Raw genomic sequence first — 16,254 nt, 5'->3', positions numbered from 1 at the left:
GAGTTTGATATTCATGGCGCTTTTTTATAATCATAGATTAATCGCCCCAAATACTAACATCAATACGTTAAATAATTTTACTTGCACTACAATTATTATCTTATTTTCGCCACTACTAAAATATATATCTAATATGTCAAAGCTGTTATCTACTATCCTCCCCCTCTGCCTGCTGGCGGCAGTATCATGCCAGTCTAAACCAGTTGAAAAAACCGCAAACACTAAAACTTCAAGCACAACTTCGGTAAGTAAATTGGTTGCATCTGGTCCTGTGGCTTCAGCATCTGTTATTATGGGCCGCAAACAAGTGCCTGTTTTATGTTACCACCAGATCCGCGACTGGAAACCTACCGATTCTAAAACTGCTAAAGATTATATTATCCCTATTGCCGCTTTTAAAGAACACATGAAAATGTTGGCCGATAGCGGGTACCATACCATACTGCCCGATCAGCTTTATGCTTACCTGGCTAACGGTGCTGCTTTACCAAGCAAACCAATTGTATTAACTTTTGACGATACCGATTTAGACCAGTTTACCATTGCCCGCCCGGAAATGAAGAAATACGGCTTTAAAGGCGTATTCTTCATCATGACGGTATCATTAGGCCGCCCGCATTACATGAGCAAAGAGCAGGTTAAACAACTGTCTGACGAAGGTAACATTATCGGCAGCCATACCTGGGACCACCATAACTTCAAGAAATTTGCAGGCAAAGACTGGGAAACCCAGTTAGATAAACCAACCAAAAAACTGGAAGAAATTACAGGCAAAAAAATCGACTACTTCGCTTACCCATTCGGTTTGTGGAACGAACAAGGTTTGCCTGAATTGCACAAACGCGGCTTCAAAATCGCATTCCAACTGGCTGACAAACGCGATGCTAACGACCCATTAATGACTGTTAGACGTATCCTCGACAGCGGTTACTGGAGCACTAAAACTTTGAGCAATAGTATTAAACATAGTTTTTAATGTTTAGTGAGTAGTGAGTGGTTGATTAGATGAGTAGCTCTAATAGCAGAACCATTCACTAAATCAACCACTTAACTAAAAATTGATTAAGTAAATGGTTCTAAAGCAGAACTACTCACTTAATCAACACAATCAACTACTCACTAAAAAATAAAAGCCGTCCCGATTTCATTGGGACGGCTTTTATTTTTTAAAGATTTTCTCCCGCCGGGCCCTGCCCTTTGTTTGATGAGTTGGTGATCGGCTGCTCGGCTGATGAATTAGTTACCGGTTTTTCTGTTGATGGCCCCGGGTCGCCATTATCATTGTCGGGCGTTACGGTTTTTACACGCGGATCGTCAGATTTATCTTGTGTACCGGGCTCATTACCTTTAGCCAAAGCTGCATCGCCTTTGTTATCGCCAAGTGTATCATCGCTATTGTCGGTACTATCGTAGTTGGCTACATCCTTATTCCTGGGATCTGCCGTGTTTGCTTTATCGAATATCATAACATTTGTTTTTATAGGTGAATAATAACTTTATATACAACACCGCTCTTACGGATGTGTTTGCTATTTTAAACCAACAGTTTAGTTAGTTAACTTAATATTAAGCAGATCAATTATTTACTTTAGCCCAGATGCGTATCTTTGCAGCAATGTTCAATAACCGCGCAGCATATAGCCAACTCATTAAAACCGAGGCTCAAAACCTGGGCTTTTTGTTTTGTGGTATAGCTAAGGCAGAGTTTTTAGAACAGGAAGCCCCACGTTTGGAAAACTGGCTACAAAAAGGCATGCATGGCGAAATGACCTACATGGAAAACTATTTCGACAAACGCCTCGACCCTCGATTGCTGGTTGATGGAGCTAAATCTGTTATCTCATTAGGCTTAAATTATTATTCAGATAATCAACAACTTGATCCCTCAGCTCCCAAAATTTCTAAATATGCTTTTGGAGCCGATTACCATACGGTAATTAAAGATAAGCTGAAGCAGTTGCTGGCTATCATTAACGAAAAGATCGGCGAAGTTGGCGGCCGTGCGTTTGTAGATTCGGCTCCGGTACTGGATAAGGCATGGGCAAAGAAAGCCGGCCTGGGTTGGATCGGCAAAAACTCCAACCTCATCAGTAAAAAAACAGGTTCATTCTTCTTTTTGGCTGAACTGATTGTAGATATTGAACTGGAATACGACATTGAACCTACTGCCGACCATTGCGGTACCTGCACCCGCTGTATTGATGCCTGCCCTACTGATGCCATTGTAGCCCCACAGATAGTTAACGGCAGCCGTTGTATCTCTTACCTTACCATCGAACTTAAAAACGAAATACCGGCCGAATTTAAAGGCAAAATGGATGGCTGGATGTTTGGCTGCGATATTTGCCAGGATGTTTGCCCCTGGAACAAGTTCTCCCTGCTTCATCAGGAACAATCCTTCGACCCCCACCCCGAATTACTGGGTATGAACACCGCCGACTGGAACGAAATCACTGAAGATGTTTTCAGAAAGGTATTTAAAAACTCGGCCGTTAAACGTACCAAGTTTGATGGGCTGAAAAGGAATATTAACTTTTTGAAGAAGTTTGATTAAGTGGCAGTAGCAGTCTGCCCTTATAACGTCATTGCGAGGTACGAAGCAATCGCGAACTTTACAGAGTGGCTCTGCAAGTCGGGGATTGCTTCGTACCTCGCAATGACGGGTTTAGTTTGAAAAGCTTCGTTTTTATAAATCCGAAATCGAACATTCGAAATCCGAAATTATTATCCTTTCTTAAATTTATCAGCCAAAAGCTTCAGCATATCCTCATTAACTGGTTTTGCAGGTTCTTCTTTCTTCTTAAAATCCTGATTTTGCTGATAAGGTTTGTTTTGTTGGTATGGTTTATTTTGTTGCTGATACGGTTTGCTAGGCTTCTCAGTAAGCGGTTTCTCAAGTGAAGATGCCTCTTGTTTTGGCTGCTGCACCGGTTTAGGGCGGGCTGCATTGCGGGCTTCGTTCCAACGCTTGTAGATAGTTTCTATTTTACGTTTGGTGTACAACGGAAAATCGCCCTGCATCATCCATGAGTAATAGCTTGGCTCAACCTCAAACACGTCTTCTACCCTTTTGCCTTTGTGTTTGCCAAAGTTAAATACCTCGTGGCCATCAGCATTAAATACCATACGGCCTGCAAAGTCAACATTTTTATTCATGTTGGTAAAAACGTGCAGGGCCTCTACATCAGCAACCACCGGGGTTGATTTATTGCCTTCACGGTCTTCAAATTCCTTATTTTCATAACGCTCCAACTGGGCCAGCAATACTTCCATCGTGGCACGGGTATCAGCTTCGGCACTGTGCGCGTTGATGATGTCTTTGCCACAATAAAAACGGTAAGCCGCTTTTAAGGTACGCTGTTCCATCTGGTGGAAAATGTTTTGCACATCAACCAAATGGCGGTTATCGATATCAAACGGGATGCCTGCACGCAGAAACTCTTCCATCAGCATCGGGATATCGAACTTGTTAGAGTTAAAACCGGCCAAATCGCTATCGCCAATAAATTCGGCAACATCGGTGGCTAAGGTTTTAAAGTTAGGCTCATCCTTAATGTGTTCATCATAAATACCATGTATAATAGATGTTTCATAAGGGATGGGCATTTCGGGGTTTACACGCCATGTTTTAACTTCTTCGCTACCATCGGGCATTAGCTTTATAACAGAAATCTCTACAATACGGTCTACCCCTATATGTGTACCTGTTGCTTCCAGATCAAAGAAAGCCAGTGGGCGCTTTAAATTTAATTTCATTCGGTGTAAAGTCTACACCGCAAAAATCGGAAAAAGTCTGATTATACCTGCACAATATATTTTTTAAATGTTTTTAGCATTCGGCGATAAAATATTAATTTAATGCCCACCTAATTACAATTTAATGAAATACTTTCTACCCCTATTCTTTTTACTCTTAACTATTAATTATCAATCATTTGCTGAAGATTTCGAGTTCGGAAAGATAACCGACCAGGAAATACAAATGAAAAGATACAACAAGGATACCAATGCCCATGCTGTTGTACTTAATGAATATGGCAAAGCATACGTCAGTACCGGCGATCACATCAGGCTACAATTTGAGCATCATGTTAAAATTAAAATCTTTGACAGCAAGGCATTTAATTCGGAGGGAAATATCGTAATCCGCCTTGATAAGGAAGATTCAAACATTTTCGAAACCGCACGTGATATTGAAGCAATAACCTCTTACCTGGATGATGATGGCATTTTAAGACAAACCTCGCTCGATCAGTCAAAGATCTTTCATGTTAACCAGAACAAATATTTCGACCTTGTAAAATTCGATATGCCCAATATGCGTAGAGGTTGCGTTATTGAGTACAAATACAAAACAGAATCGCCATTCCTGTTTAATTTTCATACCTGGGATTTTCAAGATGATATTCCTAAAATGCACTCGGAGTACCATGCCAGCATCCCCGGTGTGTTTGATTACAATATCAGCCTAAGAGGCGCTTTAAAGCTTACAAAAAACACCTCAGAGATAGATAGAGAGTGCTTCTCATATTTCGGCACAAAATGCGATTGTAGTAATTTGGCTTTCATTATGGATGATGTGCCGGCTTTTGTAAGAGAAGAATATATGACCGCATCTAAAAACTTTATTTCTGCCATTTACTTCGAGATGTCGCAACGACAAGATTTTAATACCGGTGCAAAAGTAAAGATTACCAAGGAATGGAAAGATGTTGACTATTCGCTTAAAAGCAATGAATACTTTGGCAGCCAGATTAAGCGAAGCGGGTTAATGAAAGACCGGGTTAAAGATGTGATAGCCGGTAAAACCGATGAAATGGCAAAAGCTAAAGCACTGTACGAATTTGTGCAAAAAAGCTTTAAATGGAACAATTTTTATGGCAAGTACAGTGACGATGGTATCAGGACGGCTTTAGACAAACATACCGGCAATATTGGTGATATTAACCTCACCCTAATCGCTGCCTTAAAAGCATCAGATATTAATACAGAAGCTGTATTGCTTTCAACCCGCGATCATGGTATAGTTAACCGGTTATTCCCGGTAGAGAGTGATTTTGATTATGTGATTGCCAAGGTAAATATTGGAGAAAAAAGCTATCTGCTCGATGCATCAGACCCGCTGCTTGGTTTTGGGATGCTGCCACTGCGTTGTATTAATGATCAGGGACGGGTAATCAGTTTCGAAAAACCATCTTACTGGATCGATATTAAAGAACCGCAAAAGGAAAGCAGCGTAAGTAATTTGAACCTCATTTTGCAGCCCAATGGAAAAATAACAGGAACGTTTAAAGAATTTTCGAGCGGATACGCGGCTTATCGTAAAAGAGAAGAAATAAAAGAATTTAACTCTTTCGATGAGTATGCTGAACACCTGGATGAGCGTTTCCCAAAAGTTAAAATTCTGAAATCTGAAATTGAAGGTCTGGATAGCCTTGATAATCCAATTGCAGAAACGTACGAAATTGAAATAGATGGTTACAAAAGCATGCAGCACGACAGGCTAAGCTTTAATCCGTTTATTTTTGGCCATTTACAGGTAAACCCGTTCAAACTTGCAGACCGCACCTACCCGGTTGACATGGGCGTACCATCTGACGAACGCTTTAGTATGACGCTGCACTTGCCTGACAACTTTACAGTAGAAAGTGCATCAAAAGACCAGGGATTTAGCTTACCGGATAATGGCGGCAGGTTAATAAGCAACCTATCAAACGATACAGAAAGCTGTACCTATTCGCAGGCTTTATCATTTTACAAGCCGGTATACAGCGTTGACGAGTACCCGTCTTTGAAAGAGTTCTACAACAAAGTTGTTCAGGCAGAAGGTTCGGAAATTATTTTCAAGAAAAAACAATGAGATTATTAGTACTTACCTCGGCTTTGTTACTGGGTATTTGTCAGTTGGCTGGTGCGCAAAGTTACCAGGCCGATCTTATCCCCAAAAATCTACTTCCCTATGCAAGTGCGGTAGTCCGTACCGACGAAACGATCGTTACCATTAAGGATAATGACAATGTAACTTATCACTTTAAGCACGCTATAACCGTATTAAATAAAAACGGGGAGGATGATGCAGAGATATATTTGTGGCATAATAAAAACCGCTCTATCAGGGCTGTAAAGGGTGTTATTTATGATGAGTTTGGCAAACCTGTATCTAAATTCAGTGAAAGCGATTTTAAGGATAACAATGCTTATGACGGCTTTTCGCTCTTTTTAGATGAAAGAATAAAGGTTTATACCCCACCAGCTACTGCTTATCCTTACACGGTAGAATACGAGTATGATATACATACCAATCAAACCTTAAATATATCGCCCTGGTTTCCAACATCTAAAAACGGTGTGGCTGTAGAGCATAGCTCTTACAATCTGCTATGCAAACCGGGTACTACTATCAGGTATAAAGAAACCGACTACCCCGGCAAAGTTGAAACAGGCACAGATGAGAAAGGGATGCAGACCTACAACTGGAAAATTAATAACGTGCCGGCACGCCGCAGCGAACCGTATAGCCCCAACAAAAACACCTATATAACCAGTGTACGGATAGCGGTTAAAAATTTTGTTTATGAAGGTGTTAATGGTAGCTATACCGATTGGAATGACCTGGGCAAATGGATTTACGATAAATTACTGGTTAACCGCAGGGGCTTACCGCCAGAAACCATCCAGCAAATGAAAAACCTTACCGCCAATGTTACCGACCCGATGGAGAAGGCCCGTATTATCTATAAATACATGCAGCGCAAAACCCGTTATGTAAGCATACAAATAGGTATTGGCGGCTATCAGCCTTTTCCGGCCAGCGAGGTTGATCAGTTGAGTTATGGTGATTGTAAAGGCTTGGTTAATTACACCCAGGCCTTGTTAAAAGCTGTAAATATAGACTCGTATTATTGCGTGGTAAAATCAGGCAGTGAGAAAGCAAGTCTTAAAAGCGATTTTGCCAGCATGGACCAAGCCGATCATATTATATTGTGCCTGCCTTTTAAAAGCGATACCACTTGGCTTGAATGTACCAACAAAAGCATACCTTTTGGATTTTTGGGTGATTTTACAGACGACAGATGGGTACTGGCCTGTACGCCAGAAGGCGGTAAATTACTGCACACACCCAAATACACTGCCCAGCAAAACAAAGAAGAGATTAAAGCAAATTTAACCTTAGCCCCTACCGGCGAATTAGCAGGCAATATTACCTCGGTATATGAGGGCACGCAATACGATAATGAAGACTATATACTTTCTGATGCCTATACAGAACAGGTTAAGCGTATGCAAAAGCAATACCCGATAAGCAATCTCACTGTAGAAGATTTGAAATTTAGAGCAGATAAAAGCATAAAGCCGGTATTAACAGAAACATTAAAATTTAATGCTCCCGAATATGCGGCTGCTACAGATGGTCAGCTGCAGTTTATGGTCAATGCTGTTAACCGCATTGAAGATGTGCCGCGTGAAGTGCGAAACAGGCATAACCCGGTATATATTAACAGGGGCTATACCGATGAAGATGTGATTACTTATACTTTGCCGGAAGGTTACCATGTTGACAGAACGCTCCTGGATGTAAACCTGCATAAAAACTTTGGCAGCTACGTTGCCAACGTAACCGTTAAAGATAATAAGCTGATTTATACCCGTAAAATGCAGATTATTGACGGTACATACGCCAAAGAAGATTATAATGACCTGGTTGAATTTTACCAGGCAGCAGCCGATGCCGACGATTATAGAATGACAATAGTTAAAAACAAATAACCTGATGAATGTACACGAGGAAGAGGAGATTAAAAAAGAATTTCAGCTGGAGCGGGTAATCCTGTTTAGTGATGCCGTTTTTGCAATTATCATCACCATCATGGTAATTGATATTAAACTGCCGGAAAACCTTAAAAATGGCACTGTAGAGCATTTTCAGGAGGCTTTTTATGAATTAATCCCCAAACTTATCGCTTACGGCTTAAGCTTTCTTATTGTTGCTGCGTTTTGGATGAGGCACCTCAAGATCTTCAGTTTTCTGCGCGATTATAATGCACCATTGCTGGTATTGAACCTCTTATTCCTGTTCGCGGTCTCCCTGTTTCCTTTTACAGTATCTATGATCTCGGGGATACTGGATTCTAATGTTTTGTTCTTCACTATTGGTATTAACGTATACGTAGGCATTATTCTGGCCACTTTCTTTGCACAAACCTTACTCACGTGGTATATCGTAAAAAATAAAGTTACGCTGTGTGTTAATAACAACACCATTGAAGATACTTTGGAGTGGAAAGTACAGCGCGTTAATATTGTATTGATACCCATACTGGCAGCGGCCGTATACGCTATCAACTATTATCACCTCAACTCTAAAACTATTATGTTTGTTGCAGCTGCATTAGGTGCTGTCAATGGGCTGCTTATGCGGGTTTATTATCCTAACCATAGGTTCTCCATCAACCTTGCACAACTGGCCTGGAATAAGGGTAAACAAATAAGAACCGCAAGAAGCAGGAGAAAACAAGCCCGGATAAAAGTAAAGACTGAAGAGGAAAAATAAATAGCTTATTTCCCGTTCGAAGAATCGGCAGTTACAGTCTGCATAATAGAACCCGCACGCGAAAAATAGCGGTACATCGATGGATCCCGCAGCTTCACAATAATTACCCCTCTACGGGTACTTGCATGTACTACATAACCGTTTTGCAGGTAAATACCAACGTGGCTAAATTTTTTTCCATCGAAATCGAAAAATACCAGGTCGCCCTCCTGTAACTCATCTTCGTATTTACGTTTGATAACGTTGATCTGCTGGCTGGTCATTCGGGGGATGTTCACGCCATATACCTGTTGCTCCAGCAAATAAGCCAGGCCAGAGCAGTCGATACCATTCTTATCCAAACCACCAAAGCGATATGGTGTACCGGTCCATTCCTCAATAAAATTATATAAACGGCCATTCTGGATATCGCTTTTATTAACATCCATAATCACGGCATATTTATCAGCAATAAAATCTTGTGGCTTAACTACCTCGCCGGGGCTGCCCTTTAAAACAGGTTTCTTTGATTTACAGGAAGTAACCAGCAATATGGCAGATAATAAAATTAATGCAATTCGATAGGTATGTTTCGAAATCATGCGGGTAAGTTAGCAGGCTTTAATTACAAGTTAAAAGCAATGTTATAAACATATCAACAATCGAGGAAAGAAAAAGGACAGTAAAGATAAAGGAGCAAGGAAAAAAAAATGAGTCTGTCCTTTGATCCTTTACCTTTTCGTCTTTACTCCTTTGTCTTCCCGTCCCTTATCTCTCAGTCTTTGCTTCTTTGTCTCCTTCTGTCCTTTGTCCAGCATTACGCCTTCAGCATCCGCTGTATCTCATCCAGTTTCATCATGGCTTCAACCGGGGTAAGGGTATTTACATCAAGGTTGTTAAGCGTATCGCGGATTTTAACCAGTACCGGATCATCTATCGAAAACATTTGCAACTGTAGTGCTTGTTTCTGCACTTTTTTAATGCTCTCCTTAATATGCTCGCCGCCGGTACGTTCATGTTCCAGTTTTTTGAGGATATCGTTAGCGCGAGCCAGTACCTTTGGTGGCATACCGGCCAGTTTAGCCACATGGATACCAAAACTATGCTCGCTACCACCCGGCACCAGTTTACGCAGGAAGATGATCTGATGGCCAACCTCTTTCACCGTAACATTAAAGTTTTTAATGCGCGGGAACGAATTGCTCAGTTCATTCAACTCGTGGTAGTGAGTTGCAAACAAGGTTTTGGCATGTGCGGTTGGATGCCCGTGCAGATATTCGGCTATAGCCCAGGCTATGGAAATACCATCATAAGTTGATGTACCACGGCCAATCTCATCCAGCAGGATTAAGCTCCTGTCCGAAATATTATTGAGGATACTGGCCGTCTCGTTCATCTCCACCATAAAGGTTGATTCGCCCGACGAAAGGTTATCCGATGCACCCACACGCGTAAAGATCTTATCTACCACCCCTATCGAAGCCTCTTTAGCGGGTACAAAACAACCCATTTGTGCCATCAGCACAATTAAACCGGTTTGTCTTAACAAGGCCGATTTACCCGCCATATTGGGACCTGTAATAATGATGATCTGCTGCGACTCTGAGTCCAGGAAAACATCATTGGTAATATATGCCTCGCCCGGCGGCAAGTTTTGCTCAATAACAGGGTGACGGCCGCCCTTAATATCAATTACACGGCTATCATTGATCTGAGGTTTTACGTAGTAGTTTTTCTCAGATATGGTGGCAAAGTTCAGCAATACATCCAAACGGGCAATCAGTTGCGCGTTTAATTGTATCGGTTTAATATATTCGGTAAGGGCATAAAGCAACTCATTGTAAAGCCTGGTTTCTAAAGCCAGGATCTTTTCTTCGGCGCCTAAAATCTGTTCTTCGTATTCTTTTAGTTCGGGGGTAATATAGCGCTCGGCATTAACCAGCGTTTGTTTACGGATCCACTCCGAAGGTACCTTATCCCTGTGCGAATGGGTAACCTCCAAATAATAACCAAATACGTTATTGAACGAAACCTTTAACGACGGTATCCCTGTCGCCTCTGCCTCACGTTTCTGAATCTCCAGCAAATAACCCTTTCCACCGAACGCAATTTTACGCAGGCGGTCAAGTTCGTCATTAATCCCTTCGGCCATAACACCGCCCTTGGCAATCATTACCGGCGGTTCGGGGTTAAGCTCCTTCCCTATCTTTTCGCAAATAATGGTACAAGGATTCAGTTGCTCTCCTATGGCCTTCAGCGGTTCGCTTTCGGCCTGGCTGCACATACCTTTAATGGCATCAATAGCAGATAATGCCCGTTTCAGCTGACTCACTTCTCTCGGGTTCGCCTTCTGCAAACCGATCTTTGAAATCAGCCTTTCCAGGTCGCCTATCTGGCGTATATTTTGTTTTAGTTCTTCGCGCAGTCCTTCATGAGCCATCAGGTGCTCAACTACATTCAGCCTGTCGGTAATGGGTTTAATTTCCTTTAGCGGCATCACAATCCAACGGCGCAGCAAACGTGCACCCATCGGCGAACAGGTATGATCCAACACATCGGCCAGTGTTATCGCATTTTCATTAGGCGAGCCAATCAGTTCGAGGTTACGGATACTGAAACGGTCGAGCCACAGGTGACGGTCTTCTTCAATCCGCGAAATGGCAGAAATATGCTGTAGCTTACGATGCTCGGTCTCGTTTAGGTAATGTATCGCCACACCGGCCGCTACTATCCCCAGATTCAATCTATCGATACCGAAACCTTTGAGCGATTTTACACCGAAATGTTTCAGTAAAGTTTCCTGCGCGTAGTCGCCGCTGTAAGGCCAGTCGTCGAGGGTATAGGTATAAAAGCGATCGCCGAAGGTTTCCTTAAAATCCTGGGTACGGGTTCTTGGATAAATCACCTCACTTGGCGCAAAGCTTTGCAGCAGTTTATCTATATAGCCCGTATTTCCTTGTGCCGTTAAAAATTCTCCGGTAGAAATATCAAGCAACGCAATACCAATGCTGTTTTTCTCGAAGTATAACGAGGCCAGGTAGTTATTACGCTTTTGTTGCAGTATATTATCATTAGTGGCCACGCCGGGCGTAACCAGTTCGGTAACACCGCGTTTTACAATTGTCTTGGTTGTCTTGGGATCTTCTAACTGATCGCAGATAGCCACCCGCTGACCGGCTCTTACCAATTTAGGCAGATACGTCTCTATCGAATGGTGCGGAAACCCTGCCAGTTCGATATGCGTGGCAGCACCGTTAGCGCGCCTGGTTAAAGTGATGCCCAGAATACCTGCAGCTTTGACGGCATCAGAGCCAAATGTTTCGTAAAAATCGCCAACGCGGAACAAGAGCAAAGCACCAGGATACTTGGCCTTAATCTCGTTGTATTGCTGCATTAGCGGCGTTTCTTTAGTAGCGGTTTTTGCCAAACGGATTTTAAATTTAAGGGGTAAAGTTAACTCCTTATGCGGGTATTTACGGCACGTGTGGAAAAATTTGAAGGGTGTGGAGAGAAATATGATTTCGGATGTCGGAATTTCGATTTCGGATTTACTCAAATTACGTCATTGCGAGGAACGAAGCAATCCCTGTATCGATAGGCATTACCTTAAATAAGGCACTTACTCACTCATTCAAAACTCACTCATTCACTAATTAACATGGGCGTTCCCGCCTATCGGCAGGCCAGGCTATCCGTTACAAGTCCTCGCTACGCTCCGGGCTTTACACTCCTATCCTTAACGCAAGCTCATTTTGGAGTGAAACGTTCCACATGTTCCACCTGTTCCATGTTACAGACTTAAAAGTAAGTATTATACCGGATGGTATAATTATATTTATTTGACAATTAATTAAATGGTAAATCAGATAACTTTTGGATTCGTGACCTGTTCCACTAAAATGACCCGAAAGTCGTTTTTAGCGACAAAATTTTGGCAGTTAGTTAACTTTTAGGTATGAGTTACATTTTCACGTTTCTACATCTTTCGTCATGCCGAATTTATTTCGGCACCCCACTGGACAAGTTGCAAACATACAACGAAGCTCTGAAAACGAAGATTGCTACCGATTAATAGCTTATGAACTTAGCATGTGGGGTGCCGAAATAAATTCGGCATGACGGGTGAATAATTCGAAGCAAGGAGAAGTCTTGATTTGCTTAAAGCCTACTTCACCCTCAAATACGTAGCCCCGAACCCATTATCCGGGCCAGGGTTAATATCGCTAATCGATAGTGTATCCGGGTTACCACGGTGTATGGCATACTTACCGGCAATAATACTATCAAGCTCCAAAACATTAGTAATATAGTAGCCCGGGGCATACTGGTACTTATCTAAAAGTGTATAATTACCACCTGTGGTAAGTTTACCTGCTACCGTTGTGCTGTATAAAGTGTTATTGAAATTTAATATCACCGGCTTAGCGGCATCTGCCTGCGTTATTTTAGTGCCGGCTATCGTTACATAATAAGATGATTCAAATTTCCAGCTGCCAATAATTGAGGCAGAACCCGGTACTTCGTTTGATTTACTGCATGCCGAAATTACGACTGGCACTAACAGGTATAAAATTGTTTTAGCTCTCATTTGCAAAGGTTTATAAAACACATTACGTGTATTAATTGCGGGGCGCAACAGTTGTTTTCATTTTTTGTCATGATTCCTGGCTCTTGATTCCTGATTCTATTTTTCGAAAATAGATGTTATAACATTTACTTTAAACAGTATATTTGTTACATTCAAACACAAAAATCAAAATCGATCCGTCATGAAAAAATTAGTTTTACTTTTCGCATTAGCATTAATGCAAACTGCATTATTTGCACAAACCACCTGGACGAATGACAAAATGCATTCGCAGGCAAAATTTACCATCACCCACTTAGGTGTGTCTGATGTGAGCGGCTTATTTAAAGATTTCGACGCTAAGATCACTGCTTCAAAAGCTGATTTCAGCGATGCTAAATTTGAGTTGGTTGCCAAAACTGCCTCTGTATGGACCGGCGTTGACATGCGCGACCAACATTTACAAAGCGCCGATTTTTTCGACGTTGCTAACTTCCCTGAATTAACATTTACCAGCACCAGCGTTAAAGCTGCAGGCGCAGGCAAATTTAAGGTTACAGGTAACTTAACCATCCACGGCACTACAAAACCCGTTACTTTAGATGTTTGGTACCGCGGCACCATTACTAACCCAATGAGCAAGGCAGACGATGCAGGCTTCCAGGTTACCGGTGTTATCAAACGTTCTGATTTTAACTTCGGCAGCAAGTTCCCTGCGCCAATGTTAAGCGATGACGTTACCATCAAAGTTGATGGCGAGTTTGCAAAAGCAAAATAATTTTTCGACTGATATAAAGCAGCGAAATGCAAAAGGCCTGGCAAATTTGCCGGGCCTTTTGTTTTTATACTTCACGTCATAGTGAACTTGTTTCAGCACCCCACAGGACAAGTATGCGACTTTAAAAGTTTTTACTGAGCAATCGTATGCTTAGCACGTGGGGTGCCGAAACAAGTTCGGCATGACGGGTGGAGAACATGACGGGGGGAGATAAAATGACAAATTTGATATTTCCTGTCTTGTTTCTTGATTCTCGATTCTTGCTTCTATTTTCGCCCTAAACTATCCACCCTATCAAAATACTCATTCTGCAATTTAAGGGTTTGTGTATCAGCCTTTACCTGTTTCAGGGCATCAGTAAAACCGGCGATTTCATGGTCTACTATTAGCTTACCCAGCTCTTTGGTTGCTTTATCGCCCTGGCCTGCATAGTGGTTAGGGAATGATGCATACCACCAGATTGGGGTGTACAGGTTGGTTAAGTGCAGGCGTTTTTGGTCAGCTCCAGATTGCTCGGTACCTTTTTCTACATGGATCAGGTCCGGGCGAAGGTATAGCATGGTTGAGGTTTCGCGTTCCCCGGCGTGCAAATCAGTTGATGGATCAGTTTTGCTCAGCTTTTTATATTCTTTCTGAAATTCGGGATCGTTTCCTGGTGTGTAAAAGTACACGGCGTAATTATGGCGCTTGTTCAGCAGGTTCTGCATAAAAAACTCAATGAACTCAGGGTTGCCGCCATGACCGTTAATAATGATGATCTTCTTGAACCCGTTGCGGGCAATTTCATCGCAGGTGGCTTCCAGCAATTGCATAATCAGGTTGGCAGGCAATGCGAATGTGCCGTATTGCTGGCGTGCTTCGTTAATTTGTCCGTAAAAATAGTCGGGGAAAACTACGGCATATTCGTTCTTCACCACGCGAGCAGCAATTTCGCGTACGTGGATTAAATCATTACCTAATGGCGAATGCGGCCCATGTTTTTCCAGTATCCCGATAGGTAATACACAGGTTTGTGATGATTTTTCGAGGGCTGCGGGCCATTCTACAGCGCTAAGCTCGTCCCAGCGGGTTGGTAATTGTTGCGCGAAAGCACTGCCGCATAATAGCAGGGCTAATACAAGTAAAAGGTTTTTCATAAAATTGGTTAATTGATGGATGTAATTTAGCAAGTGATAACGAAAGTTACCCTATTGTACAGGTAACAATTTACATTACACGTATTCAAAATCTGACAGCGCCAATGTATATTAGCGTCACTTATGAAACGTCGTCAATTTATCTCATCAAGCGCATTATCACTGGCTGCGCTGGCCATATCCGGCAATAAAGCACTGGCATCTATAGCAGCAGCCCCGTATCAGTTTAAACCACTGAGAAACAACGTGGGCATATTTGCCGAACAGGGCGGTACCATTGCATGGCTATCCAACAAAGATGGCATTGTGGTGGTTGATGCCGAATTTCCGGATTCGGCAAAAGACTTGATTGCAGAGCTGAAAAAGCAATCGGACAAACCTTTTCAGTACCTCATCAATACGCACCATCACGGCGACCATACCTCTGGCAATATTTCTTTTAAAGGTATAGTTAAGCACGTGGCTGCGCACGAAAACTCGCTTAAGAACCAAAAGGCGGCCGCTGTTGAAAGCAAAACAGAAGACAAACAATTATACCCCGATATTACTTATACCGACCGCTGGAAGATAAAAGTGGGCGACGAAAAAATAAAAACTTACTACTGGGGTGCAGGCCATACCAATGGCGATACCATGATCCATTTCGAAAACGCAAACATAGTGCACACCGGCGACCTGGTTTTTAACCGTCGCTATCCGTTTGTTGACCGTAAAGCAGGTGCATCTGTTGTAAACTGGGCACAAGTATTGGAAAAAGCACAAAAACAGTTTGATAAGGATACCCTGTTTGTTTTCGGCCATGCCTTCGATCCTGAAAAAGTAACCGGCACACTGGACGACCTGAAAGCCATGCAGGATTATATGGAAAAACTGGTAAGCTTTGTACAGGGCGAAATTAACAATGGCAAAACCAAAGCTGATATTATTGCCGCAACAGCAATCCCTGGTGTAACCGAATGGCAGGGAACCGGTATTGAGCGCAGTTTAACTGCGGCTTATGAAGAGTTGACGTTGTGATGAGTTAGTTGTTGGTTATTGGGTTATTGTTGCATGAGTGCTATTGCAATTTTATAAACTTTGTCTTTTCGAACGAACCAGTTGGGGGATTGCGCGACCGACGGTGAGGAGAAATCTTCTGCGCCTTGCGTCAATGTATATCGTATAAGATTTCTCATCCCTGCACTACACATCCCCTACCCTCCAAGGATTCGAAATGACAAAACTTTAGACATTGCTATAGGTT

Annotated in this window: 13 protein-coding genes; 7 read left to right on the top strand and 6 right to left on the bottom strand. The window is 42.3% G+C overall.

What is annotated here, in order from left to right; genetic code table 11:
* Nucleotides 1-133: 133 nt before the first annotated feature.
* Nucleotides 134-976, top strand: a complete 843-nt coding sequence (locus tag PQO05_RS12085; RefSeq protein WP_273633171.1) for a polysaccharide deacetylase family protein — start codon at nt 134-136, stop codon at nt 974-976.
* Nucleotides 977-1,166: 190 nt separating this feature from the next.
* On the opposite strand, the gene PQO05_RS12080 is transcribed toward PQO05_RS12085, so the two are convergent.
* The gene (locus PQO05_RS12080) at nt 1,167-1,466 is read right to left on the bottom strand and encodes a hypothetical protein (RefSeq protein ID WP_273633170.1); all 300 of its coding nucleotides are present in this window, start codon (nt 1,464-1,466) and stop codon (nt 1,167-1,169) included.
* A gap of 149 nt (nt 1,467-1,615) precedes the next feature.
* On the opposite strand from PQO05_RS12080, the gene queG reads away from it, so the two are divergent.
* Complete coding sequence (gene queG / locus PQO05_RS12075) at nt 1,616-2,554, top strand: tRNA epoxyqueuosine(34) reductase QueG (protein WP_273633528.1); 939 nt, start codon at nt 1,616-1,618, stop codon at nt 2,552-2,554.
* A 170-nt stretch (nt 2,555-2,724) separates the two neighbouring features.
* On the opposite strand, the gene PQO05_RS12070 is transcribed toward queG, so the two are convergent.
* The gene (locus PQO05_RS12070) at nt 2,725-3,756 is read right to left on the bottom strand and encodes a 3'-5' exonuclease (protein ID WP_273633169.1); all 1,032 of its coding nucleotides are present in this window, start codon (nt 3,754-3,756) and stop codon (nt 2,725-2,727) included.
* Between the two features lie 124 nt (nt 3,757-3,880).
* Here PQO05_RS12070 and PQO05_RS12065 point away from each other — a divergent pair, with 124 nt between their 5' ends.
* The 3 genes from PQO05_RS12065 to PQO05_RS12055 are packed head-to-tail and all read left to right on the top strand — an operon-like array spanning nt 3,881 to nt 8,551.
* Entirely contained in the window at nt 3,881-5,860 is a 1,980-nt protein-coding gene (locus PQO05_RS12065) for a transglutaminase domain-containing protein (protein ID WP_273633168.1), read from the top strand.
* A complete protein-coding gene (locus PQO05_RS12060; RefSeq protein ID WP_273633167.1) occupies nt 5,857-7,767 on the top strand; it encodes a DUF3857 domain-containing transglutaminase family protein in 1,911 nt (636 codons plus the stop codon). Before PQO05_RS12065 ends, PQO05_RS12060 begins: the two co-directional genes overlap by 4 nt.
* A gap of 4 nt (nt 7,768-7,771) precedes the next feature.
* Nucleotides 7,772-8,551 (top strand): TMEM175 family protein, encoded by a 780-nt coding sequence (locus tag PQO05_RS12055; RefSeq protein ID WP_273633166.1) that lies wholly within the window; start codon nt 7,772-7,774, stop codon nt 8,549-8,551.
* A gap of 5 nt (nt 8,552-8,556) precedes the next feature.
* Here PQO05_RS12055 and PQO05_RS12050 read toward each other — a convergent pair whose 3' ends face one another.
* From PQO05_RS12050 to PQO05_RS12040, 3 genes are all read right to left on the bottom strand, one after another.
* Complete coding sequence (locus PQO05_RS12050) at nt 8,557-9,132, bottom strand: C40 family peptidase (RefSeq protein ID WP_273633165.1); 576 nt, start codon at nt 9,130-9,132, stop codon at nt 8,557-8,559.
* Between the two features lie 215 nt (nt 9,133-9,347).
* The gene (gene mutS / locus PQO05_RS12045) at nt 9,348-11,957 is read right to left on the bottom strand and encodes a DNA mismatch repair protein MutS (RefSeq protein ID WP_273633164.1); all 2,610 of its coding nucleotides are present in this window, start codon (nt 11,955-11,957) and stop codon (nt 9,348-9,350) included.
* A 738-nt stretch (nt 11,958-12,695) separates the two neighbouring features.
* Nucleotides 12,696-13,118, bottom strand: a complete 423-nt coding sequence (locus PQO05_RS12040) for a hypothetical protein (protein WP_273633163.1) — start codon at nt 13,116-13,118, stop codon at nt 12,696-12,698.
* Between the two features lie 181 nt (nt 13,119-13,299).
* Between PQO05_RS12040 and PQO05_RS12035 the strand changes: the two genes are divergently transcribed.
* Nucleotides 13,300-13,875, top strand: a complete 576-nt coding sequence (locus PQO05_RS12035) for a YceI family protein (RefSeq protein WP_273633162.1) — start codon at nt 13,300-13,302, stop codon at nt 13,873-13,875.
* A gap of 266 nt (nt 13,876-14,141) precedes the next feature.
* Here PQO05_RS12035 and PQO05_RS12030 read toward each other — a convergent pair whose 3' ends face one another.
* Entirely contained in the window at nt 14,142-15,011 is an 870-nt protein-coding gene (locus PQO05_RS12030; RefSeq protein WP_273633161.1) for a creatininase family protein, read from the bottom strand.
* A gap of 123 nt (nt 15,012-15,134) precedes the next feature.
* On the opposite strand from PQO05_RS12030, the gene PQO05_RS12025 reads away from it, so the two are divergent.
* A complete protein-coding gene (locus PQO05_RS12025) occupies nt 15,135-16,028 on the top strand; it encodes an MBL fold metallo-hydrolase (RefSeq protein WP_273633160.1) in 894 nt (297 codons plus the stop codon).
* Nucleotides 16,029-16,254: the final 226 nt, after the last annotated feature.

Source organism: Mucilaginibacter jinjuensis, assembly GCF_028596025.1.
Taxonomy (GTDB): Bacteria; Bacteroidota; Bacteroidia; order Sphingobacteriales; family Sphingobacteriaceae; genus Mucilaginibacter; species Mucilaginibacter jinjuensis.
This window is presented reverse-complemented; position numbering and strand designations above follow the sequence as displayed.

Excerpts from the sequence above, each read along its gene's own strand:
- PQO05_RS12085 (WP_273633171.1), top strand. The coding sequence starts at position 134 with ATGTCAAAGCTGTTATCTACTATCCTCCCCCTCTGCCTGCTGGCGGCA.
- PQO05_RS12080 (WP_273633170.1), bottom strand. The coding sequence starts at position 1,466 with ATGATATTCGATAAAGCAAACACGGCAGATCCCAGGAATAAGGATGTA.
- queG (WP_273633528.1), top strand. The coding sequence starts at position 1,616 with ATGTTCAATAACCGCGCAGCATATAGCCAACTCATTAAAACCGAGGCT.
- PQO05_RS12070 (WP_273633169.1), bottom strand. The coding sequence starts at position 3,756 with ATGAAATTAAATTTAAAGCGCCCACTGGCTTTCTTTGATCTGGAAGCA.
- PQO05_RS12065 (WP_273633168.1), top strand. The coding sequence starts at position 3,881 with ATGAAATACTTTCTACCCCTATTCTTTTTACTCTTAACTATTAATTAT.
- PQO05_RS12060 (WP_273633167.1), top strand. The coding sequence starts at position 5,857 with ATGAGATTATTAGTACTTACCTCGGCTTTGTTACTGGGTATTTGTCAG.
- PQO05_RS12055 (WP_273633166.1), top strand. The coding sequence starts at position 7,772 with ATGAATGTACACGAGGAAGAGGAGATTAAAAAAGAATTTCAGCTGGAG.
- PQO05_RS12050 (WP_273633165.1), bottom strand. The coding sequence starts at position 9,132 with ATGATTTCGAAACATACCTATCGAATTGCATTAATTTTATTATCTGCC.
- PQO05_RS12040 (WP_273633163.1), bottom strand. The coding sequence starts at position 13,118 with ATGAGAGCTAAAACAATTTTATACCTGTTAGTGCCAGTCGTAATTTCG.
- PQO05_RS12035 (WP_273633162.1), top strand. The coding sequence starts at position 13,300 with ATGAAAAAATTAGTTTTACTTTTCGCATTAGCATTAATGCAAACTGCA.
- PQO05_RS12030 (WP_273633161.1), bottom strand. The coding sequence starts at position 15,011 with ATGAAAAACCTTTTACTTGTATTAGCCCTGCTATTATGCGGCAGTGCT.
- PQO05_RS12025 (WP_273633160.1), top strand. The coding sequence starts at position 15,135 with ATGAAACGTCGTCAATTTATCTCATCAAGCGCATTATCACTGGCTGCG.